The organism is Burkholderia sola (assembly GCF_905400185.1).
Classification (GTDB): Bacteria; Pseudomonadota; Gammaproteobacteria; order Burkholderiales; family Burkholderiaceae; genus Burkholderia; species Burkholderia sola.
On the sequence record NZ_FR989675.1, the window covers coordinates 2,103,465 to 2,126,499 of the forward strand.

The window sequence follows — 23,035 nt, forward strand, 5'->3', positions numbered from 1 at the left end:
GCGCGCGCCCCGTGTCATGGTTTGTCCCGATCGCCGGCGCGTGCGCGCCGTCAACGGCCATGCCGCCCCCCGCGTTATAGAAAGGCCGTTTTGGTGTTTTCACATTGATTTGCCATAATCGGAGCGCGCGGCGCGATGCGACCCTGTTCACGTCGCGCCGGGCTTCGTGACGGCGTCGATATAAAACGCAATTCACCCCATGGGAGTGTCGAAATGAAAATCCAATCGCTCGTAGCCGCAGTGCTTCTCGGCGGCATGCTGGCTTCCCCCGCATTCGCGGCGAACAGCCAGCAGGACAAGATGAAGGCCTGTAACACGCAGGCAGCCGGCAAGACGGGCGATGAACGCAAAGCGTTCATGAAGGACTGCCTGTCGGCGAAGCCCGCGAAGGCGATGACGCAGCAGGAAAAGATGAAGGCGTGCAACACGCAGGCCACCGGCAAGAAGGGCGACGATCGCAAGGCGTTCATGAAGAGCTGCCTGAGCAACCAGCCGGCCGCCTGAGTTCCGGCGCTCCCGTCTCGAATGCCGCGCCCCGCTTCGGCGGGCGCGGCATTTTCGTTTTCGTTGCACGCGCATCGACCCACGCATTCCTGCCCTTCCCACCCCGTTTTTCCGGTCCGCCGCCGCGGTGCCGCCACATGGTGCGGCAATTCGCCGCGTTTTCTTCTATGATGGCTGCAACGCGGCCCACCCAAGACCAAGAAGCGCCATCGGGCCGCCCTCGAGACGGACGCGCACGCGCGTCAAACGGAGGCTTGGATGGCATGGAGACAACACCGCTGGTTCCGCCGCTGGCTGATCGTGATCGTGTTCTGGGCGGTGCCCGTCGCGATCGTCGCCGTGCGCGAGATCCGCGAGGAAATGGCGTACAACAAGGCGGACCTGCAGCTTGCGCTGACCACCTGGCAGCTCACCGACGCGCAGCAGGCCGCCGGCGCCGCCGCGAAGTGCCACGGGGATCCGGACGAAGCGCGCGCGGCCGGCTGCCCGGCCGACGTGCTCGCCGCCAACGCGCCGCGCCAGCAGGCGGCCCGCGACGAATACGTGGTGCGCCGCAATACGCTCGCCGGTTACCTGTGGCATGCGTTCGTCGGCTACTGGGTCGTCCCGGCCGCGTTCCTGTTCGCATGCGGCGTCGTGATCGCGCTGATCCGCCGCGCGCTGCGCCGCCCGCCGATCAAGCCGCCCGTTCCGCCCGTCACGCACTGACACCGACGCACGCCGCAAGCGCCGCCGCTCTCCGCTCGCTTCTCGCGTTCGCCGCACGCCGGCCACGCGCCGGGCGCGTCCTTGCGCGTCGGCGCCATTTCGTCCGTTGGCGCGCCGCGACACCGCCGCGCGATTTGACGCTTTTTCACACGGCAACGAAAAGAGGCCGTAATCCGCTGTGATATAACTGCCGACGTGATCCGCTCCTTGAGCGAGACTCACTCCGAACGTCATCCGATGGAGAACAACGATGCAAAAACGGACTCTTGTGCTCAAAGCCGCCGCCGCGCTCATCGTCGGTAGCCTCGCGCTCACCGGTTGCACCACCACCCCGGACAAGCCGGACAACGCCGCGACCAACGCGTCGAAGCGTCAGTCGATCGACGCGAGCGTCGACGCCACGCTGTCGCGCATGTACTCCACCGTCAAGGGTTCGCGCGAGCTCGTCGCGAAATCGCGCGGCGTGCTGGTCTTCCCCGAAGTGCTCCAGGCCGGCTTCATCGTCGGCGCCCAGTCCGGCAACGGCGCGCTGCGCGTGGGCGGCAGCACCGTCGGCTACTACAACACGTCGTCGCTGTCGGTCGGCCTGCAGGCGGGCGCGCAGTCGAAGGCGGTCGTGTTCCTGTTCATGACGCAGCAGGCGCTCGACGAATTCCGCAACTCGGACGGCTGGGCAGCCGGCGCCGGCGCATCGGTCGCACTCGTGAAGATGGGCGCGAACGGTGCGGTCGACTCCAACACGGCCACGGCGCCGATCCAGGTCGTCGTGCTGACCAACGCGGGCCTGATGGGCGACGTGTCGATCAACGGCACGAAGGTCACGAAGCTCAAGATCTGACGTCGACGCACTGCCCGCGCGCATGGCGCGCGGGACATGCGCAAACGGCGATGTCCTTGCGGGCATCGCCGTTTTTTTATCCGCCCGCGACGCGCGCCAGGTCGGACAGGTTGCTCAGGCCGATCAGGTCGTCGAATCGATCACCTTGAAGCGCGAGCGCTTCTGCGCGCGGATCACCGACTGGTACACGTCGACGTACTGCTGCGCCATCCGGCGCGACGTGAAGCGCTCCTCGAAGCGCTGCCGCACGCGCGCACGCGGCAGCAGATGCAGCCGGTTCACGGCGGCCACCGCGCTGATTTCATCCTCGACGATGAAACCCGATACGCCCTCGTCCACCACTTCGGGCACCGCGCCGCGGTTGAACGCGATCACCGGCGTGCCGCACGACATCGCCTCGATCATCACCAGGCCGAACGGCTCAGGCCAGTCGATCGGAAACAGCAGCGCATGCGCGCCCGACAGGAATTCGGCCTTCTCGTGATCGGCGATCTCGCCGATGTATTCGACATGCGGCAACGCGAAGAGCGGCTTGATCTCGCGGTCGAAGTATTCCTGGTCGGCCGCGTCGATCTTCGCGGCGATCCGGATCGGCAGCCCGCACTGGCGGGCAATGCGGATCGCAGTGTCGACGCGTTTTTCCGGCGAGATGCGGCCGAGGAACGCGAGATAGCGCGGCTCGACCGGCTGCGGCATGTACAGCGTATCGGGCAGCCCGTGATAGACGGTCGTCAGCCATTTCGCCTGCGGCAACGGCTGGCGCTGCGAATTGGAAATCGAGATCACCGGCGCCGTGTTGAACGTGTCGAACACCGGTTGCTGCTCGGGCAGGTCGAGCCGGCCGTGCAGCGTCGTCACGTAAGGCGTTTCCTGCCGGTTGAAGACCGAGAACGAGTAGTAGTCCATGTGGAAATGGAGCACGTCGAAATCCTTCGCGCGGCGCGCGACCGTCTCCATCAGCAGCATGTGCGGCGCGACGCGGTCGCGGATCGACGAATCGAGCCGCAGCGCGCGCGGCCACACGGGCTCGAGTTTCGCCCGCGTCGTCGAATCGCCGCTCGCGAACAGCGTCACGTCATGGCCGAGCTCGACGAGCGCCTCGGTGATGTAGGACACGACGCGCTCCGTGCCGCCGTACAGCTTTGGCGGCACGGATTCGGTCAGCGGGGCGATCTGGGCAATTCTCATGGTCCACGTCTCCTGTGTCGTGTCCGTTGCGGCACGGCCGGCCGGGCCGCGCTCGCGCGCGCCGTCCGTCTCCCTGCCGCGCCGGCCGGCGTGGGGCCAGCCGGATATCTCATTATTATTCGCGATCCCGACGAGCGGAACCGCAGGTCTTGCATTTTTTGGGGGTTGTTACAGACCGGATACATTCGACCGAGCGGGCCCGGCCGCCTCGCGTCGGGCCCCGGTCGGGCCGATCCCGCGCCACCGGGCGCCGATCGCCACCCCGAGCACGCGATCGGGCTCTCAACGCGACGGCCACTTCCACGCCGGCAGGTCGCGCGAATCGGCATCGACGAGCGCGGTCGCGCCGAGCTGCTTGTCGAGCACCAGCGATTCGCAGCCGGCCTCGCGCTCGAGTGTCGCGATGAGCCGCGCCGCGTGCGACACGACCAGCACCTGCGAGTGCCGGGCCGCCTGCGCGATCAGGCGGCCGAGCGCGGGCAGCAGATCGGGATGCAGGCTCGTCTCCGGCTCGTTCAGCACCATCAACGCAGGCGGCCGCGGCGTCAGCAGCGCGGCCGCGAGCAGCAGGTAGCGCAGCGTGCCGTCGGACAGCTCGGCCGCCGCCAGCGGCCGCAGCAGCCCCGGCTGGCGCATCAGCACGTCGAAGCGGCCGCGGCCGCCCGGATTGTCGATCTCGACCGACGCGCCGGGAAACGCGTCGTCGATCGCCGCGTCGAGCGCCGCCGCGTCGCCGATTTCGCGAATCGTCTGCAGCGCGGCGGCCAGGTCGGCCCCGTCGTCCGCGAGCACCGGCGTATGGGTGCCGACGTGCGACTGGCGCGCTGGCGCCTGCGCATCGGTCCGGAAATGGTCGTAGAAGCGCCACGAGCGGATCCGTTCGCGCATCGCGATCATCTCGGGCGCGCCGGTCGGATCGGCGAACTCGGTCATCATGCTGTCGAAGCTCGCGACCGGCTGCGGAATCGTCCGCCAGTCGCCCGATGCGGTGCGCGCACGGATCTGCGCGCCCTGCCGGTCGACCAGCAGCGTGGACGGGCGCGGCACCGCGCCGCCCCAGATGCATTCGCGCTTGACCACCGGATCGAGCGCGAACTGCGAGCGGCTCGGCAGCGGCAGGCCGAGATCGATCGAATAGCCGAAATCGTCGCACGCGAAGCCGAGCTTCAGGCTCACCGGGCCATTGAGCACGGTGCCCGTCACCGGCACGTCGCCCGCCAGCATCGCGCGCGAAAAGCGCTCGGGGCCGGCCCACAGCGTCGACGGCAAGCCGCCTTCGCGCGCGAGCGACGGGATCACGCGACCCTGTGCGGTATCGGCGAGCAGCCGCAGCGCGCGGTACACGCTCGACTTGCCGCTGCCGTTCGGTCCCGTGACGACGTTGAGCGCCGCGAGCGGCACGATCAGCTCGCGCAGCGAGCGGTAATTGGCGATGGCGAACGTCTTCAGCGCGGTCATGGGAATGGGGGCGGAAATGGCAGGCCGGGCCGCGTTCAGCGGCCGTCGACAGCCTGCGGATCGGCTGCGGTGTTGGCCGCGGTACTGGCGGCAGGCGAGCGCGCATGCGGCCGTTCGGGATTCGGCGCGGCCGGCGCCGATTCGTGCGGATACAGCTCCATCCGGCTGCGCGGCAGGCATTGCGGATAGCGGTTCTGCAGATAGGCGATCAGCCCTTCGCGCACGCGGCAGCGCAGATCCCAGCACGACGACGAATCGGCCGCGCTGACGAGCGCGCGCAACTGCATCGTGCGCTCCGTCGCGTCGGTCACCTGCAGCACCTGCACGCGGCCGTCCCACTCGGGCGCGGCATGGACGAGCCGCGCGAGTTCCTCGCGCAGCGGCGCGAGCGGCGTGCGGTAGTCGACCGACAGATACACGGTGCCGATGATTTCCGCGCTGCTGCGCGTCCAGTTCGTGAACGGGTTCTCGATGATCCACTGCAGCGGCACGACGAGGCGCCGCTGGTCCCACAGCCGCACCGACACGAACGAGCCGGTGATTTCCTCGATGCGCCCCCACTCGCCCTGGATCACGACCACGTCGTCGAGCCGGATCGGCTGCGTGAGCGCGATCTGCAACCCGGCGATCAGGTTGCCGAGCACCGGCCGCGCGGCGATACCGGCGACCAGCCCGGCCACACCGGCCGATGCCAGCAGGCTCGCGCCGACCTGCCGTACGTTGGGGAACGTCATCAGCGCGGCGCCGGTGCCGATGATCACGATCAGCACCATCACGGTCCGCACAAGCACCTTGGCCTGCGTATGGACGCGCCGCGCCTGGAGGTTGTCGGCCGTATCGATCGGATGGGCCTGGATGATCGCGTCGCCGACGCCGGCCGCGAGCCGCACGAGCAGCCACGTGAGCGACACGATCGAGCCGACCGCGGCCGCGGTGCGCATGCCGCGCACGAACGATATGCCGTCGTCCGCCTGGACCCACAGGAATTCGAGCGCCAGCAGCGCCAGCACGACGAGCGACGGCTTGTCGATGTAGCGCAGAATCGCGCTCATCAGCGGATACGGCTGCGCGATGCGCTTGACGATGCGTGCGCCGAGGCGGTGCACGACCGTGACGACCAGTATGACGATGGCCGACACGAACAACGTGCCGAGCCACGAATGCAACGGCGCATCGGCGATGCGCTGCAGTTCCTCGATTGAAATCATCGGCGCCCTCGAGTGATGAAGCGCGCAGGCTTCGTCCTGGATGCGTCGGCGACGTCCGGGCCACGTGCGCGCCCGGACACGGCGTCAGATCAGTTGCCGCTCCTGCAGGGAAACGCCTTGCCGAGACCGAGCGACACCGCGGTGCTCGCGTTGTAGTCGGCCAGCTTCGGATTTTCCGCGATGTACTTGCGTACCGCGTCCGTCATCTGTTGCGCCCGGATGTCGGGCGGCAGGCAGAAGTACTGGCCGACGCGCGGCCCCGTGGTGCCGCCGATCGCATCGATCGTGTTGTAGACGCCGTCGGCGGCGCCTTCGATATAGGCCGCGCACGACGCCCGCGACTTGACGTCCGTCTTCGCGCACAGCCGGTCGAGATCCGCGCCCGTGAAAGCCGCCGCCGACAACGGCACGGCAAACGCCGCGGCACAAAACATTGCGCGCAACATGGTGTTCCTTCTTATGTCAATGCGGCCGGAGACCGCCTGCTGCCTTGGCCGGTGCGGCGCCGGACGCCCTGCTCCGGCCGGAAAGCCGGCCGGGCGGACACGCGCCGCCGCACCAAAAAACGTTATTTTGCACTCTTTTGAGCATCTGCCGGCGTCGCCGCACCGATACGCGTCGTTCGCTTGCTCAGGATCTCGATCGCGTCCGGCGCGTTGTAGTGCTTCGCGAACTCGAGCGCGGTGATGCCGAGCTGGTTCTTCACCTGCGGATCGGCGCCCTGGTCGAGCAGCAGCGTGACCGTCGACGCATGGTTGCCGCGCGCGGCCATCATCAGCGGCGTCGTGCCGTTCGGCGATGCGGTGTCGATGTACGCGTCGTGGTCGAGCAGCACCTTGACGACCGCGTCCTGGCCGTTGGTCGCCGCGTAGTGCAGCGGCGCCCAGCCCTTCTTGCTCACTTCCGCGCCCTTGTCGATCAGCAGCTTGACGAGGTTGAGGTCGCCGTTCAGCGACGCGAGCATCAGCGCGTTTTCGCCGGCCTTGTCTTCCTTCTCGAGATCGACGTTCGGCGTCGTGGCGATCGCCGCCGCGACCTTGTCGGACTTCTCGCGTGCGGCGATCACGAGGAGCGGGTCGCCGTTCGGCGCGACCGTGTTCGGGTCGAGCTTGCCGCTCTTGAGCTGCTTGCCGATATCGGCGATGTCGTCGAACTTGACGGCCTTGACGATCGCGTCGAGCGACTCGGCATGCGCGCCGGCGGCGGCGAACAGGCCGCTCGCGACGAATGCGGCGGCAACGAGTGCGCGTTTGGGCAGATGGTTGGTCGGCTTCGTCATTGTTGTGGGCTCCTTCCCTGGGTTGTCGGCTGCGCGCCCGTCGTTAGCGGGCGATCTTGAACAGCCGGAAAAAGTTCTGCGTCGTCGCATCGGCGAGCGCCTCGACGGCGATCCCGCGCTCGGATGCGATAAAGCGTCCGACATGGCTGACGTACGCAGGTTCATTCGGCTTGCCGCGGTACGGCACCGGCGCGAGGTACGGCGAGTCGGTCTCGATCAGCAGCCGGTCGAGCGGCACGCGCCGCGCGACGTCCTGCACGTCGGTCGCGTTCTTGAATGTGACGATGCCCGACAGCGAGATGTGGAAGTTCTGCGCGAGCGCCTGCTCGGCGACCGGCCACGGCTCGGTGAAGCAGTGCATCACGCCGCCCGGCACGTCCGCGCGCTCCTCGGCCATGATCCGCAGCGTGTCTTCCGACGACGAACGCGTGTGGATGATCAGCGGCTTCATCGTCGCGGTCGCCGCGCGGATGTGCGTGCGAAAGCGCTCGCGCTGCCATTCCATGTCGGCGATCGAGCGGCCTTCGAGACGATAGTAATCGAGGCCGGTTTCGCCGATCGCGACGACCTTCGGATGCGCGGCCAGCTCGATGAGCTCCGCGAGCGTCGGCTCGCGCATGTCCTCGTGATCGGGATGCACGCCGACCGACGCGTACACGTTGTCGTGCGCTTCGGCGATCGCGAGCACGTCGGGCAGCGTCTCGAGATCGACCGACACGCACAGCGCGTGCGTGACGTCGTGCTCGCGCATGTTCTCGAGAACGGCCGGCAGGCGGTCGGCCAGGCCCTTGAAATTGATGTGGCAGTGAGAGTCGACGAACATCGTGTTTCCTGAATACGTGAGACGGACGCTCATGCGCCCGCCGGCATGCGGCACCGGGCGACGTAGCCGGGCCGGCCGGCCGCGCTCGCGCCGCCGCGTGATCCGTTCATCGTTTCGCAACGCATCGGAAACAATGCCGGATCAACCAAACATTTCCCGATATCCGAGAAACAATTCCTCGAATACGAGCCGCGCGTTGAGCGGATGGTTCTCGGCCGTGCGCTGCCGCGTCACGGCCTTCATGAAGCGTGCGAATGCGTTCGCATCGACCGCTTCCGCGCAGCGCGCCAGGGCGGCCGCGTGCGTCGGGAAGTAGCGCGGCGCGCCGGCCATCCGCTGCGCGAGCAGATCGTACAGCCAGCGCTGCAGCCAGCCGAGCACCAGCGGCACCGGCAGCTTCTGCAGCGCCTCGCCGCACGCGAACGGATCGCAGCCCGCACCGGCGGCCAATTGCCCGAGCGTGTAATCGCGCAGCGGGCGATTCTCGTCGCTCGCGAGCGCCAGCGCGGCGAGCGGCGCGCCGCCGGCCTCGGCGAGCAGCGCGCTGGCGTGGTCGACGCCCTGCGCCGCGAGCCACGCGGCGGCGGCCTCCGGCGCCGGCACGGTCATCGGCCACTGCCGGCAGCGGCTGATGATGGTCGGCAGCAGGCGGTCGATGCGCGCCGACACGAGCAGGAACACGACGCCCGGCGGCGGCTCCTCCAGCGTTTTCAGCAGCGCGTTCGACGCGGCGACATTGAGCGCCTCGGCCGGATACAGCACGACGACACGCGCGCCGCCGCGGTGCGAACCGACCCCGCAGAAGTCGAGCAGCGCGCGCACCTGCTCGATCTTGATTTCCTTGCTCGGCGCCCGCGTCTTCTTGCCGCCTTCGTCCGCGTCGGCCGGCTTCGCGTCGTCGGCCGCGCCCGGCGCCTCGCCCGCCAGCGCCTCGGGCAGCACGATCCGGTAGTCCGGATGGTTGCCCTGCGAGAACCAGTTGCAGGCCGCGCAGGCGCCGCACGGCTCGCCGTTCGGCTGCGGCGATTCGCACAGGAAGCCCTGCGCGAGATGCTGCGCGAACTGCAGCTTGCCGATCCCGGCCTGACCGTGCAGCAGCAGCGCATGCGGCCATTGCGCGCGCAGTTGCTGCAGGCGGTCCCAGTCGTCGGTTTGCCACGGATAGATCATGGGTGCGTTCCTTGCGGGTTACAGCGCGGCGAGCACGCGTTCGAGCTGCTGGCGAATCTCGGGAATCGATCGCGTCGCGTCGACGATCGCGAAGCGGTGCGGCGCCTCTTCCGCGCGCCGCAGGTATTCGGCGCGCGTGCGGGCAAAGAACGCGTCGGACTCGCTTTCGAACTTGTCGGGCATGCGCGCGGCGCCGCGACGCTCGCTCGCGACCTGCGGCGCGACGTCGAACAGCACCGTAAGGTCGGGCTGGAAGCCGCCCTGCACCCAGCGCTCGAGCGTCTCGAGCTTGTCGCGCGGCAGCCCGCGGCCGCCGCCCTGGTACGCGAACGTCGCGTCGGTGAAGCGATCCGACACGACCCAGTCGCCGCGCGCGAGCGCCGGCTCGATCACGAGCGCGAGGTGCTCGCGACGCGCGGCGAACATCAGCAGCGCTTCCGTCTCGAGATCCATCGGCTGGTTCAGCAGGATCTCGCGCAGTTTCTCGCCGAGCTGCGTGCCGCCCGGCTCGCGGGTCACGACGACCTGCCGGCCGGCCGCGGCCAGCCGGCCCTGGAGGCGTTCGCAGAACCATTGCAGGTGGGTGGTCTTCCCCGCGCCGTCGATGCCTTCGAACGTGATGAATTTACCGCTCGCCATTATTGACCTCGTATGTATTTATCCACGGCCTTGTTGTGGTCGCCGAGCGTGTCCGAGAACACGCTCGTGCCGTCGCCCTTCGCGACGAAATAGAGCGCGCTCGTCGGGGCCGGATTGATCGCCGCCTGCAGCGCGGCGACACCCGGCAACGCGATCGGCGTGGGCGGCAGCCCGCGTCGGGTGTAGGTATTGTAGGGAGTGTCGGCCTGCAGGTCGCGCTTGCGCAGACGGCCGTCGTACGCGTCGCCGAGCCCGTAGATCACCGACGGATCGGTCTGCAGCGGCATGCCGATGCGCAGCCGGTTCGCGAACACGGCCGCGACGAACGCGCGATCGGCCGCGTGGCCGGTCTCCTTCTCGACGATCGACGCGATCGTCAGCATTTCGTAAGGCGTCTTGTACGGCAGCCCCGGCGTGCGCGCGGCCCAGGCCTCGTCGATGCGCGTCTGCATCAGGTGGTACGCGCGCCGGTAGATGTTCAGGTCGCTCGTGCCCTTGTCGAACAGGTAGGTATCGGGGAAGAACAGCCCCTCGCCGCTGCCGCGCTGCACCGCGCCGTCCGATGCGCCGATCGCGCGCAGCAGCTCGGCGTCGCTCATGCCGGCCGTCGCGTGCGACAGATCCGGGTTCGCGTCGAGTTCCGCGCGCATCCGCTTGAAGGTCCAGCCCTCGATGACCGTCGCGACGTACTCGTTCACGTCGCCGCGCGCGATCTTCTGCAGCACGTCGTAAGGCGTGATGCCGGTCTTGAATTCGTAGTTGCCCGATTTGAGCCGGCTCGACAGCCCGAGCACGCGCGTCATCGCGACGAACGCGAACGGCTCGACCGGCACGCCGCCGTGCTTGAGCTGCAGCGCGACGCTTTTCACGCTGCTGCGCGGCTTGATCGTGACGTCGAGCGATGCCGAGCCCAGCAACAGCGGCCGGGTCGCCCAGTAATACCCGCCGCCCGCGCCGGCAGCGGCCACAACGACGGCCAGCGCCACGATCGTCGCGGCGCATTTCTTCAGTAGGGACATGGAAACGTGACTCAGGTAAGACCCATATAATACTTGCTCGCCTCCGTCAAAGTCAGGGTTGACTGTTCCCTCATTCCATGAGCACACCGTTCGCTTCACCGGCTGCCCAGGCCGCATCTGCCTCGCTCCCCGTTTTCCCCCGCCCGCCTGCCGCCGATTTCGATGCGCCGGGCGCCTGCATGCCGCTGCCGCAGTTCGGCGTGATCGACGTGGCCGGCGACGACGCCGCGACGTTCCTGCACAGCCAGCTCACCAACGACATCGAGCATCTCGATGCCGGCAGCGCGCGGCTGTCCGGGTACTGCTCGCCGAAGGGCCGCCTGCTCGCGTCGTTCCTCACGTGGCGCGCCGGCCACGACGTGCGCCTGCTCGTGTCGAAGGACGTGCAGCCGGCCGTGCAGAAACGGCTGTCGATGTTCGTGCTGCGCGCGAAGGCGAAGCTGACCGACGCGAGCGACACGCTCGCGGTGGCCGGCTTCGCGGGCGACGTGCGCGACGCGCTGTCGGGCATCTTCGATGCGCTGCCCGACGGCGTGCACGTGAAGGTCGACGGCCCGGCCGGCGCGCTGATCCGCGTGCCCGATGCGGCCGGCCGCAAGCGCTATCTGTGGATCGGCCCGCGCGCCGAGGTCGACGCGCGCCTCGCGGCGCTCGCCGGCACGCTGCCCGTCGTGTCGCCCGCCGTGTGGGACTGGCTCGACGTTCGCGCGGGCGAGCCGCGCATCACGCAGCCGGCCGTCGAACAGTTCGTGCCGCAAATGGTCAACTTCGACGTGATCGGTGCCGTTAACTTCAGGAAAGGGTGCTACCCGGGCCAGGAAGTGGTGGCGCGCAGCCAGTACCGCGGCACGATCAAGCGCCGCACCGCGCTCGCGCACGTCGCCGGCGAGACCGATACCGTGCATGCCGGCGTCGAGCTGTTCCACAGCGACGACCCGGGCCAGCCGTGCGGGATGATCGTCAACGCGGCGGCCGCGCCGGCGGGCGGCGTCGACGCGCTCGTCGAGATCAAGCTCGCCGCGCTCGACAGCGGCACGGTGCACCTCGGTTCGGCCGACGGCCCGCCGCTCGCGTTCGACGCGCTGCCGTACGCGTGGCCGACCGAAGCGTGATGCACTGACAACCCGTTCGCGCGCCGGCTCGCGAGTCGCAGCCGGCGCGCGACGTTTCCTGCGAGAGATTCGCCCGATGTGTCTGATTGCCTTCGACTGGCAGCCCGATGCCGCCGCCGGTCCCGTCTTTACCCTCGTCGCCAATCGCGACGAGTTCTTTCGCCGGACCAGCGCGCCGCTCTCGTGGTGGGAGGACGTGCCGGGCGTGCTGGCCGGCCGCGATCTCGAAGCGGGCGGCACGTGGCTCGGCGTCTCGCGCGACGGCCGCTTCGCCGCGCTGACCAACTACCGCGCGCCGTTCGACATCCGCGCGGGCGCGCCGACCCGCGGCAAGCTGGTCTCCGACTTTCTCGGCGGCGCGTCCGTCGCGCCGCTCGACTATCTCGCGCAGCTTGCCGAGCATGCGGCCGTGTACAACGGCTTCAACCTGCTCGTCGGCGACTGGCGCCGACGCGAGCTCGCGTGGTTCTGCAACCGCGCGCCCGAAGGCGAAAGCCGTGTCGCCGCGCCCGTCGCGATCGCGCCGGGCGTGCATGCGCTGTCGAATGCGCGGCTCGATACGCCCTGGCCGAAAGTGGTGCGCAAGCGCGCGGAGCTCGGCACGCTGCTCACCGACAACCCGACGCCGTCGCTCGACGAACTGATCGCGCTGATGCGCGACCCGCACGTCGCGGACGACGACGCGCTGCCGCACACCGGCATTCCGATCGAGCGCGAGCGCGCGCTGTCGGCCGCGTTCATCGAGACGCCCGAATACGGCACGCGCGGCACGACCGCGCTGCGCGTCACGATGAAGGAAGGCGTACGGCTGACGGTCGAGATCAAGGAACGCAGCGACGACGACGGCTCGCACCGCACCGTCCGCCCCGGCGCGTTCGAACGCGCGGTTACGTTCGATATCGACGCGGCGCGGCCGCGCTGAGCGCACACGTGGCGCGCTACGGCGCGCGCGCCATCTCGACGTGCGGCACGCCGGCTTCGACGAACGGCTCGCCGACCGCCGCGAAGCCGTGCCGCAGATAGAACGACACCGCCGAATCCAGCGCGTACAGCCGCACGACGGCTTCGCCGCGGCGGCGCGCGGCGTCCAGCAGCGCATTCAGGACGGCCGACCCGACACCCTGCCCGCGCATGTCGGCCAGTACCGCGACACGGCCGATCGTGCCGGACGGCAGCAGCCGCCCCGTCGCGACCGCACGGCGCAGCCCGGTCGCCGCGTCGGTCCGGTACGCGACCGCATGCAGCGACAGCGGATCGTCGTCGTCGAGTTCCCATTCCGGCGGAATCTGCTGCTCGCGCACGAACACCGCGTCGCGGATCCGCGCGGCGTCGCCGCCCAGCACCGTCCAGTCGCCCGTTTCCACCCCGCCCACGCCGTTCGTCATCGCCATCCTCCCGCGGCGCGCGCGCCTTCCGCGCTCGCCGTCAAACCTCGTCGAATGCAGCCTTCAGCGCCGCGACCGCATCGGCATGCGCGACGCGCACCTCCGGCACGTAGCCGCCCATCTTGAAGAATTCGTGGATCATCCCCGGATAGCAGACCAGCGTGACCGCGTTGCCGGCCGCGCGCAACTTGTCCGCGTACGCGGCGCCCTCGTCGCTCAGCGGATCGTATTCGGCCGTCGCGATCCACGCCGGCGCGACGCCCGCGAACGACGGCGCATCGCGCGTGCCGTCGAGCGGCGCGAAACGCCAGTCGTCGCGATCCGCCCGATCGCGCACGTATTGCGTGAAGAACCACTGGATCGTGTCCTGCGTCAGCAGGTGGCCGCTGGCGAGCCGCGCGTGCGATTCGGTGTCCTGGTCACGCGTCACACCCGGATAGATCAGCAGCTGCAGCGCAAGACGAATGCCCGCGTCGCGCGCGAGCACCGCGCAGACCGTCGCGAGCGTCCCGCCCGCGCTGTCGCCGCCGACCGCCAGCCGCGCGGCGTCGACGCCGAATGCGGCGGCCTCGCGATGCAGCCATTGCAATGCATCGTCGGCATCGTTCACCGCGGTCGGAAATCTGTGTTCGGGCGCGAGCCGGTAGCCGACCGACAGCACCGCGCATTGCGCATCGCGCGCGAACATCCGGCACAGCGCATCGTGCGTGTCGACGCTGCCGACCGTGAAGCCGCCGCCGTGGTAGTACACGAGCGCGGGCAGCGGCTCCGCCAGGCTCGGCGCGACCGGCAGATACAGCCGCGCACCGATCGTGCGGCCGTCGCGCGTCGGCACCACGCATTCCTCCACCGAATGCATCGGCGCCGGCACGACGTCGAGGATCGGCGCGCTCTTCTCGTACGCGGCGCGCGCCTGCTGCGGCGTCTGATGGTGATACGACGGACGTTTCGCGCGCTCGATCATGTCGAGCACCTGGGCGATCTTCGGATTCAGCGGCATCGGAGTGGACGGCGCGGGCGTGGCGCCGTGAACGGACAAGCGTGACATGATGCCACGTGGGGGGCCGGACAGCAGCGGCGCGCCGCGCCGTGTGCCGTTCCGTCCTGCCAAACGAAACGGCCCTGCCGCATCGAAGAGACAGGGCCGCGCGTGGCGAATGCTTACGCGTCGCTCGGCCCGGGATGGGCGTCCGGCGCCGTGCGCGAGCGTTGCCGCTTGATGTCGCGGCCGACCGCGAGCCGCCGCATGTACTTGAACGTACCGAGCGCCTTCGCGACGAAATTGCCGTCGCTGTCGCGCACTTCGCCTTCGCAGTAGGCCATCGTCGTCGAGCGGTGCATCACGCGCCCGTAAGCGCGCAGCTCGCCGCGGCCCGGCTGCATGAAGTTCACCTTCATCTCGACCGTGACGACGCCGACGCCGTCGTCGGTCAGGCTGCGCGCCGCCATCGCGAGCGCGATATCGGCGAGCGTCATCGTCACGCCGCCGTGCGCGATGCTCCACGTGTTCATGTGGCGCTCCTCGAGCGGCAGCACGATCTCGCTCGCACCGTCCTTCGCGAACACGAGCTGCACGCCGAGCAGATCGACGAACGGGCTTTCGATCGACGGGCCTTCCGTCGGGGTTGCCGCGTCGCTCATCGTGCGACGTCGACGATGTAGTCGACGCACTCGCGCGATTCGGCCACCGCGACGACGAATTTCTTCACTTCCTGGTGAACCGGATGCACCTGGTACGCGTCGAGCGCCGCCTTGTCGGTGAAATCGGAGACGAGCACGATGTCGGCGGTCGCGTCGAGGCCAGGTGTCGCCAGGCCGACGTCGATCTGCAGGGTGCCGGGCACGAGGTCGCGGCAGCCTTCGAGCTTTTCCTTCAGCTTCAGCGCGTTCTGTGCACGCGTCGCGCCTTCGGCGGATTCTTTCAACTTCCACATGACGATATGTCTGATCACTTCGTTCGCTCCTGTTCGTGTTGGTTCGGCGCTTGGCCGGGGACCCTTGGCAGTCGTGCACATTACGCCCGTTCGCCGGTCGCTTTCGTTCGCTCGGGATCTCGTCCGGTTGGAAAAAGCGGGCATCTTTGAAATCTTCACGGAAGATACCCGCTTTCTCGCCGTATCATTTACCGGCGTCAAGACGCCGACAAGCGAAGGCAGGCGACAAGCCTACCAAACTTACTGACGGCAATGGACTGTGTCTTGACGTGGGTCCGTCAGCTTTGGTCACTGCCGACATGAGTCTGACGAACGGCGCAATGCAACCATCTCCATCACTCCGCCGGCTGCAGCGCGGCAACCTTGTTCCGCCCGGTCGCCTTCGCGTAATACAGTGCCTCATCCGCCGCCTTGATCACGGCATCCGGCTGCCCTTCCTGATCCGGCATCCAGCACGCCAGGCCGATGCTCGCCGTCACACGCCCGTATTCGCTGCCGGCGTGCTCGAGGGCCAACGCATCGATTGCCGCGCGGATCCGCTCGGCAATCTGCGCCGCGCCGGTTTGTGGCGTGTCGGGAAGCAGCACGACGAACTCCTCTCCGCCATAACGCGCCGCCGTATCGGCCGGCCGACGAATATTGTCGCCGATGCACCGCGCGACCGCCGCCAACGCATCGTCCCCGGCCTGATGACCGTACGTGTCGTTGTAAGCCTTGAACCGATCCACATCCACGAACAGCAGCGAGAAAACGGAATGCGCACGTCGCGCGCGACGCCACTCCTGGTCCAGTACCTCGCCAAAGCTGCGGCGATTGCTCAGGCCGGTGAGACCGTCCGTCCGGGCGAGCAGCACGAGTTCCGATTCCGCCCGCATACGGCGCCGTAGCTGCGAACCGAGCAGAAGGGACAGTGCGATGAACGCCACCCCGAACGTCGCGACCAATCCGCCGATCTTGATCGCACGTTGCCGCCATGCGGCGTAAATGTCCTCCTCGGCCTCCGCCACCATGATGATCAGCGGCAGTTTCGGCAAATGCTTGAAGTAGTACAGGCGGCGCACGCCGTCGATCGATGACGTTTCGGAGAAGGCGCCCTCTCGCGCGGTCTGAAACCGCCGGAACGTCGCGGCTTTGCTGATGTCGCGGCCGATGGTATGCACATCGTACGGCTGACGCATCACCATCTTGCCGTCTTCGCCGATGAGCGAAATCGAGCCATGCTTGCCAAGCGAAAGCCCGGCGAAGAGCTGATGGAAATAATCGAGATTGACCGCGATAACGACGATGCCGCCAAACGATCCATCGGGGTTCGAAATCCGCCGCGTGAGCGCGATACTGAGCTTTCCCCCACGCAAACGGGAGACGAACGGGTCACTGATATAGAGTCCGACGTTCGGATTGTCGCGGTGGACCGTGAAGTATCGGCGATCGGAGAAATTACCCTTGCGCGGCTCGTCATAGCCCGAATCCAGAACGATATTGCCGCCTGCATCCATCACGAGCATCGAACCGAGAAATTCCGCGGTCATCGCGTGATCGAACAGCACCGACCGGCGCAGGCCCGGCGAAGCATCCATCACATCGCGGCGCTGCAACCCATGGATGACCGCCTGCAAAGACAGGTCGTACAACTCGATATTGCGTTCGATGTCGCGTTCGGCGATCAGTCCGAGGTTGCGGGACGTTTCCCTTGCCCGCTCCATCGCATCGTCACGGCTCTGCAAGAGTTGCAGCACGCATAGCGCCATGAGCGCGCATGCGATCACGGAAGCAATCGCCACGATGATGTAAGGGGCAGTCTTACGGGGATGCATGGGTCTCCTCACCGCGAATGCGCGCCCCTCGCGTCGAGCGCAGATTGCTCATACTAAATCAGTTGGGCCGATATTCGCGCCCGGCGCGAACGGAAAGGCTCAGCCGCGGGCGATTATAAATATCCAGCGCGAAAAATTGCCCGCTCGTAGCGGGCTTCTGCCTCCGATACACACGTTCGGCGCGCGTCATCGGCCGCGAACGAGCCGCTCGAGCTTCGCGCCGTCTTCGTCGAACTGCTTCAGCCGGCGAAGCGCCGATGGCGACGTCGCGTCGTCGTGCGGGCATACGCAGGAACGCGGATTGCCAGGCGGCCTTCGCGCGCGTTTGCCGCGCATGTCGGCCTGTCACGACACCGACCGACACAATCCGGCGATTCGTTTCCTGTTCGGCATCAATCGCCGGCGCGACAGCGTATTGCCGACCGGTTTTCAACCGATATCCGGAATGCATTAATCCGATCCCATTGAATCGCACATTTTACCGGCGCGACGGGTAATAATTGCGACCGGTTTTCAATTCAATATTGGAAAACAAAAACATTATTGACTTCGACTTTCCCGCAAATTTAGAATCGCCTACGACGGCCTACGTATCGTTTTCCTCGCCGCTCCGGATTCGCCACTCACCTGCGCGAAGGTCCTTCGCATCGGCCTTCCCGCCGGGCATCGACGTGCGCCCCTGTCGTTTTCAGCTGTCGGCATTTATCGACCACCCGGTTGTTTTTCAACCCATTTTCCTTTCGAAGAAACGCAATACCTCCATTCATTCCAGTCATTCGCCAAGAATGAATGCAAAGCAGCACCAAACGGACCCAAGATCCACCAATTAGATATCCAGATAAAAAATCGCCAGTCATCAGGAGGGACATCAACATGCATCGCCTTGCGAAGTCGCTGTGTCTCGGGCTCGTCTGCGCCGGCCTGCTGTCGGCCTGCAATGACGACGACGTCCAGTCGACCACCCCGCCGTCGAATACCGCCGCGTTGTCGTTCCGCATGGATACCGGCGGCCAGATCAACGCGTTCTACCGGCAGGACAAGGTCGCCGCGCACCTGCTGGTACGCTCGTCGACGAAGCCGCGCCTGCTCGTGGTCTTCCCCGCCGGCAACAGCGGCACCGGGCTGTGGTTCGACGACACCGCGCAGCCGGTGAACTGGACCCTCGACACGCCGCCGTCCGCGCTGTCGGCCCCGGACGCACACGGCCGCCCGCTGTACGGCATCGGCGCCGACGTGTCGGTCGACACCGCTACGCTGACGATCCGCCAGGGCGTGCTCAGCAACGTGCGCTTCCTGCGCGACTTCAACGGCGGCGCGACGATTCCGCAGCAGATCCTCACCGCGCCGACGGTCCAGGGCGGCACCGCGCAATGGCAACGCGACCGGCTCGACGGCGCGCCCGGCTATGCGCTGCGCATCACGCTGCGCGACGGCGGCAGCATCGCGCCGGCAGCGGGCGGCAAGCTCGTGCTGAACGCGCCGGCGGGCTCGCGCACGCTGAAGCTGCACATCGATGCGCTGTCGGGCGAGACGCCGCTGTCGCCGATCACGCACGCGGACCTGTTCGCTCCGTCCGTGAATCCCGACCCGGTCAGCCAGAACGTGCTCGAATTCCTGAGCTTCAACGACAAGCTGCTGGCGGGCTCGTGGCAGTACGACACGTACTTCGGCCGCGACACGCTGATCTCGGTCCGCATGCTGATGCCCGTGCTCGAACCCGCGGCGATCGAGGCCGGGCTGTCGTCGGTGCTGAGCCGCCTGTCGGCCGACGGCAAGGTCGCGCACGAGGAAGGCATCGGCGAATTCGCGCTGATCGACAACCAGAAGAACGGGCGGCCGAACGACGCGACACCGACCTACGACTACAAGATGATCGACAGCGACTACCTGCTCGCGCCGATCGCGGCCGCGTGGCTGATCGACGATACGCGCGGCCAGGCGCGTGCGGCCGCGTATCTGGCGCAGCGCGGCAGCGACGGGCAAACCAACGGCAGCCGCCTCGTCGTCAATCTGCTGCACGTCGCGACGACCGCGCAGCCGTTCGCGCAGCAGCCGTCGGTCGCGAACCTGATTCACCTGCGGCCCGGCGAAATCGTCGGCAACTGGCGCGACAGTACCGACGGCCTCGGCGGCGGCGTGTACCCGTACGACGTGAACGCAGTGCTCGTACCGGCCGCGCTGCGCGCGGCGAACGCGTTCCTCGCCCGCGGCCTGCTCGATCCGTACCTCGACGCCGGGCAACGCGCGACGCTCGCCAACACGGCGAACGAAGCGGCCACGTGGGAAACGCAGGCGCCGCCGCTGTTCCAGGTCAGTGTGCCGGCCGCGCAGGCGGCCACCGACGTGTCGGCCTATGCGCCGTCCGCCGGGGTGCCGGCCGGCGCCGCGCCCAATGCGCCGCTGGCCTTCTATGCGCTCTCGCTCGACCAGCAGGGCAACCCGATCCCGGTGATGAATTCGGACGGCGGCTTCGCGCTGCTGTTCGGCGCGCCGCCGGACGATCAGCTCCAGCGGATCGTGACCGACGTCACGCGGCCGTTCCCGACCGGCCTCGTGACCGATGCCGGGATGCTGATCGCGAACCCCGCGTATGCGAACCCGTCGCTGTGGCCGAAGTTCACGAGTTCCGCGTATCACGGCACGGTGATCTGGTCGTGGCAGCAGGCGATGTGGGTGGCCGGGCTCGATCGCCAGCTGGCGCGCCAGGACCTGTCGGCCGCGACCCGCACGCTGCTCACGCAGGCGCGGCAGACGATCTGGCAGGTAATCTCGAACGGACGCGACATGCGCACGTCGGAAATGTGGACGTGGTCCTACGTGAACGGCAAGTACCAGACCGACGCATTCGGCACGCGCAGCGCCGATGCGACCGAAGCCAACGCGGCGCAGCTCTGGAGTACGACGTATCTCGCGATCCGCGATCCGCAGCAGCGCGCGGGCAAGTACTGGTGGCAAGCCTCCCAGCCGATGCAGGACGGGCAGCCGAAGCAGGCGACGGCGGTGGCGTCGCGCTAGCGCGCGGCCGGCACCGGCCTGCAAAAGCCCCGGCGGCGCGCCCGCCGCCGGGGTGTCGGTGCCATGCGGATCATCGCGACACCACGCGGTTGCGCCCTTCCCGCTTCGCCTGATAAAGCCGCTCGTCGACCGCCCGCAGCAGCGCATCGACCGTGCCGCCGTCGACGCCGTATTGCGCGACGCCGACGCTGACCGTCACCTGCACGCGCTTGAAGTCCAGCCCGAACGGCGCACTCGCGATCGACGAACGTACGCGCTCGGCCGTCATCCGCGCGCCTTCGAGCGGCATCTCGGGCAAGAGCGCCATGAATTCCTCGCCGCCGACCCGTGCGAGCGCGCCCGCCGGCCGGATCGCCTCGAGGCACTGGCGCACGACGCCGCGCAGCACCTCGTCGCCGATCTGGTGCCCGTAGGCATCGTTGATGTTCTTGAAATTGTCGAGATCGAGCGCGAGCAGGCAGAACGGCGTGCCGTCGCGCTCGGCCCGCACGATTTCGCGCTCGACCTGCGCGATGAACTGCCGGCGGTTCGACGCGCCCGTCATCGGGTCGGTCGCGGCCATGTACTCGAGCTTCTGGTTCGTACGCCGCAGCTCCTGCAGCGCGCTTTCGGTGCGCGCCATCGATTCCGACAGCCGGCTCATCAGGTCTTCCTGGCTGTAGATCGCCGAGAACGAGCGCGTCGTCTGCAGCGCCTGCACGACACCGTAGCTCAGCAGGAAGAACCCGCCCGCGAAGATCGCGTGCGCGAGCCACCACATGTGATTCCACGGCTTGCCGAGGATGAACGCGAGCGACGACAGCGCGAACGCCATGATCGACACGCCGTAGATCACCATCAGCGGCGAGCGGATCCGTCGTGCGAGCAGCAGGCACACGTTCAGCAGCGAGAACACCAGCGCGCCGCCTTCCATCGACAGCCGCGTGCCGAGCGCACCCGCGACCGGCGAATATGCGATGTACGCGACCGCCACGTTGACGAGCAGGAAGAACACGATCCACGGCAGCCACGTGCGCACGCTCGTGCGCTTGTCGAGCCGGTCGGGCGGACGCGAATACGACAGCAGCCCCGTGAGCAGCAGCGCCGACATCACGAACCGCGACGCGGGCCCGTACAGCAGGAACAGCCAGATATTGTGGTGCGCCATCCCGGTGAACGCGCCGTGCAGCGCGTAGATCATCGCGAAGCCGAGAAAGCCGAGCGTCAGCCAGCGCAGCAGCGGCTCGCCGGATGACCGGTAACACACCCACGTCACGTAGGTGACGAACGCGCCTTCGATCGTCGCCGCCGCGATCGCGATTTCATGGAAGGCGTGGTTCTCGAACACGACGCTCCGGTCGCTGAAGAACCACAGATAGGCAATCAGATAGGCCGGCAACAACGCGAATCCGACCAGCAGGCATTTCGCGTAGAGCCTGGCGGCCGCGCTGACGACGCGCGGCGGTTCCCCGGCTGCATAGGTCGTACTCATTCGGTCCCCGGTCGGTCTGCTGCGTTGGCTGGAATCTTCTCGGGACGGATCGCGCCCCCACGCGCGATCTGGCCCATCATGCCGAAAGGCAAATGTCAGAGCAAGTATAGGAGGGGTAATTCGTTTGACAAGTCAGGGGAAACGGCATTGCCGGGTGCATGCCTTTTGTTTCTCCATCATTGCGAATGGCGCATCGGTCGCGCCGATTCGCTGCGGCGGGGTGCGGTGGCGCCGAAGCGCGACCGCGGCCGCCGCCGGTCAAAGATCAGAGGATTTCGAACAGGCCGGCCGCGCCCTGCCCGCCGCCGATGCACATCGTGACGACCACGTACTTCACGCCGCGCCGCTTGCCCTCGATCAGCGCATGGCCGGTCAGGCGCGCGCCCGACACGCCGTACGGATGGCCGACCGCGATCGCGCCGCCGTTCACGTTCAGGCGGTCCTCAGGAATCCCGAGCGTGTCGCGGCAGTACAGCACCTGCACCGCGAACGCCTCGTTCAGTTCCCACAGGCCGATGTCGTCGACTGTCAGCCCGGCCTGCTTCAGCAGCTTGGGCACAGCGAACACCGGGCCGATGCCCATTTCGTCCGGCTCGCAGCCAGCCACCGCGAAGCCGCGGAACGCGCCCAGCGGCTGCAGCCCTTCGCGCTGCGCGGCCTTGGCGCTCATCACGACGCATGCCGACGCGCCATCCGAGAACTGGCTCGCATTGCCCGCGGTGATCACGCCGCCCGGCACGGCCGAACGGATCTTCGACACGCCTTCGAGCGTCGTGTCGGGGCGGATGCCTTCGTCGACCGAGACCGTCACTTCCTGCGTGAACAGGCGGCCCGTCGCCTTGTCGGCGATGCCCGCGAGCACGGTGATCGGCACGATCTCGTCGCGAAAACGCCCGGCTTCCTGCGCGGCCGCGGCCCGCAGTTGCGACTGCACGCCGTACGCGTCCTGGCGCTCCTTCGAGATCCCGTAGCGCTTCGCGACGTTCTCGGCGGTCTGCAGCATGTTCCAGTAGATCTCGGGCTTGTGCTGGACGAGCCAGCCTTCCTGGACCATGTGCCGGTTCATCTCGTTCTGCACGCACGAGATCGACTCGACGCCGCCGGCCACGTAGATCTCGCCTTCGCCCGCGATGATCCGCTGCGCGGCCAGCGCGATGGTCTGCAGCCCGGACGAACAGAAACGGTTCACCGTCATCCCCGGCACGCTCACCGGCAACCCGGCGCGCAGCGCGATCTGCCGCGCGATGTTCGCGCCGGTCGCGCCTTCGGGGTTCGCGCAGCCCATGATCACGTCCTCGACGCGCGCCGGATCGAGCTTCGCGCGCTCGAGCGCGGCCGCGACCACGTGGCCGCCGAGCGTCGCGCCGTGCGTCATGTTGAAGGCGCCGCGCCAGGATTTCGCGAGCGGCGTGCGGGCGGTCGATACGATTACGGCTTCGGTCATGCGAGTCTCCTTCGGTCCTGCTTCAT

General features: G+C 67.7%; 23 protein-coding genes. 6 read left to right on the forward strand and 17 right to left on the reverse strand.

Annotated elements, in window-relative coordinates:
• Positions 1 to 213 precede the first annotated feature (213 nt).
• From KR541_RS09620 to KR541_RS09630, 3 genes are all read left to right on the forward strand, one after another.
• Positions 214 to 504 (forward strand): PsiF family protein, encoded by a 291-nt coding sequence (locus tag KR541_RS09620; RefSeq protein WP_011549641.1) that lies wholly within the window; start codon positions 214 to 216, stop codon positions 502 to 504.
• A 258-nt stretch (positions 505 to 762) separates the two neighbouring features.
• Positions 763 to 1,212, forward strand: coding sequence for a hypothetical protein (locus KR541_RS09625; protein WP_050013249.1), 450 nt, complete (start codon positions 763 to 765; stop codon positions 1,210 to 1,212).
• A gap of 250 nt (positions 1,213 to 1,462) precedes the next feature.
• On the forward strand, positions 1,463 to 2,050 hold the full coding sequence (locus KR541_RS09630) for a BPSL1445 family SYLF domain-containing lipoprotein (protein ID WP_050013250.1): 588 nt from the start codon (positions 1,463 to 1,465) through the stop codon (positions 2,048 to 2,050).
• Between the two features lie 123 nt (positions 2,051 to 2,173).
• Here the strand turns inward: KR541_RS09630 and KR541_RS09635 are convergent, their stop codons facing one another.
• From KR541_RS09635 to mltG, 9 genes are all read right to left on the reverse strand, one after another.
• Positions 2,174 to 3,238 carry a glycosyltransferase family 4 protein gene (locus tag KR541_RS09635; protein ID WP_050013251.1) on the reverse strand — a complete coding sequence of 355 codons (1,065 nt, stop codon included), beginning with the start codon at positions 3,236 to 3,238 and terminating at the stop codon, positions 2,174 to 2,176.
• Between the two features lie 282 nt (positions 3,239 to 3,520).
• Positions 3,521 to 4,696, reverse strand: a complete 1,176-nt coding sequence (locus KR541_RS09640; protein ID WP_216089522.1) for an AAA family ATPase — start codon at positions 4,694 to 4,696, stop codon at positions 3,521 to 3,523.
• Between the two features lie 35 nt (positions 4,697 to 4,731).
• Positions 4,732 to 5,904 (reverse strand): mechanosensitive ion channel family protein, encoded by a 1,173-nt coding sequence (locus KR541_RS09645; protein ID WP_050013253.1) that lies wholly within the window; start codon positions 5,902 to 5,904, stop codon positions 4,732 to 4,734.
• 89 nt (positions 5,905 to 5,993) lie between these two features.
• Positions 5,994 to 6,350 (reverse strand): Rap1a/Tai family immunity protein, encoded by a 357-nt coding sequence (locus tag KR541_RS09650; RefSeq protein ID WP_006485939.1) that lies wholly within the window; start codon positions 6,348 to 6,350, stop codon positions 5,994 to 5,996.
• Positions 6,351 to 6,472: 122 nt separating this feature from the next.
• Complete coding sequence (locus KR541_RS09655) at positions 6,473 to 7,183, reverse strand: ankyrin repeat domain-containing protein (protein ID WP_050013254.1); 711 nt, start codon at positions 7,181 to 7,183, stop codon at positions 6,473 to 6,475.
• Positions 7,184 to 7,226: 43 nt separating this feature from the next.
• The gene (locus KR541_RS09660; protein WP_050013255.1) at positions 7,227 to 8,006 is read right to left on the reverse strand and encodes a TatD family hydrolase; all 780 of its coding nucleotides are present in this window, start codon (positions 8,004 to 8,006) and stop codon (positions 7,227 to 7,229) included.
• A gap of 141 nt (positions 8,007 to 8,147) precedes the next feature.
• The gene (locus KR541_RS09665; protein ID WP_050013256.1) at positions 8,148 to 9,176 is read right to left on the reverse strand and encodes a DNA polymerase III subunit delta'; all 1,029 of its coding nucleotides are present in this window, start codon (positions 9,174 to 9,176) and stop codon (positions 8,148 to 8,150) included.
• Positions 9,177 to 9,194: 18 nt separating this feature from the next.
• Positions 9,195 to 9,815 carry a dTMP kinase gene (gene tmk / locus KR541_RS09670; protein ID WP_050013257.1) on the reverse strand — a complete coding sequence of 207 codons (621 nt, stop codon included), beginning with the start codon at positions 9,813 to 9,815 and terminating at the stop codon, positions 9,195 to 9,197.
• The gene (gene mltG, locus KR541_RS09675) at positions 9,815 to 10,834 is read right to left on the reverse strand and encodes an endolytic transglycosylase MltG (RefSeq protein WP_050013258.1); all 1,020 of its coding nucleotides are present in this window, start codon (positions 10,832 to 10,834) and stop codon (positions 9,815 to 9,817) included. The genes tmk and mltG overlap by 1 nt, the downstream gene beginning before the upstream one ends.
• A gap of 77 nt (positions 10,835 to 10,911) precedes the next feature.
• Between mltG and ygfZ the strand changes: the two genes are divergently transcribed.
• A complete protein-coding gene (gene ygfZ / locus KR541_RS09680; RefSeq protein ID WP_050013259.1) occupies positions 10,912 to 11,946 on the forward strand; it encodes a CAF17-like 4Fe-4S cluster assembly/insertion protein YgfZ in 1,035 nt (344 codons plus the stop codon).
• Positions 11,947 to 12,022: 76 nt separating this feature from the next.
• Positions 12,023 to 12,868, forward strand: coding sequence for an NRDE family protein (locus KR541_RS09685; protein ID WP_050013260.1), 846 nt, complete (start codon positions 12,023 to 12,025; stop codon positions 12,866 to 12,868).
• A 16-nt stretch (positions 12,869 to 12,884) separates the two neighbouring features.
• On the opposite strand, the gene KR541_RS09690 is transcribed toward KR541_RS09685, so the two are convergent.
• The 6 genes from KR541_RS09690 to KR541_RS09715 all read right to left on the reverse strand — a co-directional run bounded on the left by KR541_RS09690 (position 12,885) and on the right by KR541_RS09715 (position 17,530).
• Positions 12,885 to 13,331: a GNAT family N-acetyltransferase gene (locus KR541_RS09690; protein WP_050013334.1), complete on the reverse strand. Its 447-nt coding sequence runs from the start codon at positions 13,329 to 13,331 to the stop codon at positions 12,885 to 12,887.
• Between the two features lie 40 nt (positions 13,332 to 13,371).
• Complete coding sequence (locus KR541_RS09695) at positions 13,372 to 14,331, reverse strand: alpha/beta hydrolase (RefSeq protein WP_050013261.1); 960 nt, start codon at positions 14,329 to 14,331, stop codon at positions 13,372 to 13,374.
• Between the two features lie 161 nt (positions 14,332 to 14,492).
• Positions 14,493 to 14,972 (reverse strand): PaaI family thioesterase, encoded by a 480-nt coding sequence (locus KR541_RS09700; RefSeq protein ID WP_050013262.1) that lies wholly within the window; start codon positions 14,970 to 14,972, stop codon positions 14,493 to 14,495.
• Complete coding sequence (locus KR541_RS09705) at positions 14,969 to 15,283, reverse strand: Dabb family protein (protein WP_012328683.1); 315 nt, start codon at positions 15,281 to 15,283, stop codon at positions 14,969 to 14,971. Before KR541_RS09705 ends, KR541_RS09700 begins: the two co-directional genes overlap by 4 nt.
• 317 nt (positions 15,284 to 15,600) lie before the next feature.
• Positions 15,601 to 17,079, reverse strand: a complete 1,479-nt coding sequence (locus KR541_RS09710) for a sensor domain-containing diguanylate cyclase (protein ID WP_050013263.1) — start codon at positions 17,077 to 17,079, stop codon at positions 15,601 to 15,603.
• A 58-nt stretch (positions 17,080 to 17,137) separates the two neighbouring features.
• Positions 17,138 to 17,530 (reverse strand): hypothetical protein, encoded by a 393-nt coding sequence (locus KR541_RS09715; RefSeq protein ID WP_143328881.1) that lies wholly within the window; start codon positions 17,528 to 17,530, stop codon positions 17,138 to 17,140.
• Between the two features lie 422 nt (positions 17,531 to 17,952).
• Between KR541_RS09715 and KR541_RS09720 the strand changes: the two genes are divergently transcribed.
• Entirely contained in the window at positions 17,953 to 20,094 is a 2,142-nt protein-coding gene (locus KR541_RS09720) for a glucosidase family protein (RefSeq protein ID WP_050013264.1), read from the forward strand.
• A gap of 70 nt (positions 20,095 to 20,164) precedes the next feature.
• On the opposite strand, the gene KR541_RS09725 is transcribed toward KR541_RS09720, so the two are convergent.
• A complete protein-coding gene (locus KR541_RS09725; protein ID WP_050013265.1) occupies positions 20,165 to 21,565 on the reverse strand; it encodes a sensor domain-containing diguanylate cyclase in 1,401 nt (466 codons plus the stop codon).
• A gap of 265 nt (positions 21,566 to 21,830) precedes the next feature.
• Positions 21,831 to 23,009, reverse strand: coding sequence for an acetyl-CoA C-acyltransferase (locus KR541_RS09730; protein WP_050013266.1), 1,179 nt, complete (start codon positions 23,007 to 23,009; stop codon positions 21,831 to 21,833).
• Between the last annotated feature and the right edge of the window lie 26 nt (positions 23,010 to 23,035).

Bases quoted from the DNA above. Each gene is read 5' to 3' on its own strand.
- KR541_RS09655 (WP_050013254.1), bottom strand. From the start codon at position 7,183: ATGACGAAGCCGACCAACCATCTGCCCAAACGCGCACTCGTTGCCGCC.
- KR541_RS09640 (WP_216089522.1), bottom strand. From the start codon at position 4,696: ATGACCGCGCTGAAGACGTTCGCCATCGCCAATTACCGCTCGCTGCGC.
- KR541_RS09645 (WP_050013253.1), bottom strand. From the start codon at position 5,904: ATGATTTCAATCGAGGAACTGCAGCGCATCGCCGATGCGCCGTTGCAT.
- KR541_RS09720 (WP_050013264.1), top strand. From the start codon at position 17,953: ATGCATCGCCTTGCGAAGTCGCTGTGTCTCGGGCTCGTCTGCGCCGGC.
- KR541_RS09660 (WP_050013255.1), bottom strand. From the start codon at position 8,006: ATGTTCGTCGACTCTCACTGCCACATCAATTTCAAGGGCCTGGCCGAC.
- KR541_RS09710 (WP_050013263.1), bottom strand. From the start codon at position 17,079: ATGCATCCCCGTAAGACTGCCCCTTACATCATCGTGGCGATTGCTTCC.
- ygfZ (WP_050013259.1), top strand. From the start codon at position 10,912: ATGAGCACACCGTTCGCTTCACCGGCTGCCCAGGCCGCATCTGCCTCG.
- KR541_RS09700 (WP_050013262.1), bottom strand. From the start codon at position 14,972: ATGAGCGACGCGGCAACCCCGACGGAAGGCCCGTCGATCGAAAGCCCG.
- KR541_RS09625 (WP_050013249.1), top strand. From the start codon at position 763: ATGGCATGGAGACAACACCGCTGGTTCCGCCGCTGGCTGATCGTGATC.
- tmk (WP_050013257.1), bottom strand. From the start codon at position 9,815: ATGGCGAGCGGTAAATTCATCACGTTCGAAGGCATCGACGGCGCGGGG.
- KR541_RS09630 (WP_050013250.1), top strand. From the start codon at position 1,463: ATGCAAAAACGGACTCTTGTGCTCAAAGCCGCCGCCGCGCTCATCGTC.
- mltG (WP_050013258.1), bottom strand. From the start codon at position 10,834: ATGTCCCTACTGAAGAAATGCGCCGCGACGATCGTGGCGCTGGCCGTC.
- KR541_RS09635 (WP_050013251.1), bottom strand. From the start codon at position 3,238: ATGAGAATTGCCCAGATCGCCCCGCTGACCGAATCCGTGCCGCCAAAG.
- KR541_RS09730 (WP_050013266.1), bottom strand. From the start codon at position 23,009: ATGACCGAAGCCGTAATCGTATCGACCGCCCGCACGCCGCTCGCGAAA.
- KR541_RS09620 (WP_011549641.1), top strand. From the start codon at position 214: ATGAAAATCCAATCGCTCGTAGCCGCAGTGCTTCTCGGCGGCATGCTG.
- KR541_RS09690 (WP_050013334.1), bottom strand. From the start codon at position 13,331: ATGACGAACGGCGTGGGCGGGGTGGAAACGGGCGACTGGACGGTGCTG.
- KR541_RS09665 (WP_050013256.1), bottom strand. From the start codon at position 9,176: ATGATCTATCCGTGGCAAACCGACGACTGGGACCGCCTGCAGCAACTG.
- KR541_RS09715 (WP_143328881.1), bottom strand. From the start codon at position 17,530: ATGCATTCCGGATATCGGTTGAAAACCGGTCGGCAATACGCTGTCGCG.
- KR541_RS09695 (WP_050013261.1), bottom strand. From the start codon at position 14,331: ATGCCGCTGAATCCGAAGATCGCCCAGGTGCTCGACATGATCGAGCGC.
- KR541_RS09685 (WP_050013260.1), top strand. From the start codon at position 12,023: ATGTGTCTGATTGCCTTCGACTGGCAGCCCGATGCCGCCGCCGGTCCC.
- KR541_RS09725 (WP_050013265.1), bottom strand. From the start codon at position 21,565: ATGAGTACGACCTATGCAGCCGGGGAACCGCCGCGCGTCGTCAGCGCG.
- KR541_RS09650 (WP_006485939.1), bottom strand. From the start codon at position 6,350: ATGTTGCGCGCAATGTTTTGTGCCGCGGCGTTTGCCGTGCCGTTGTCG.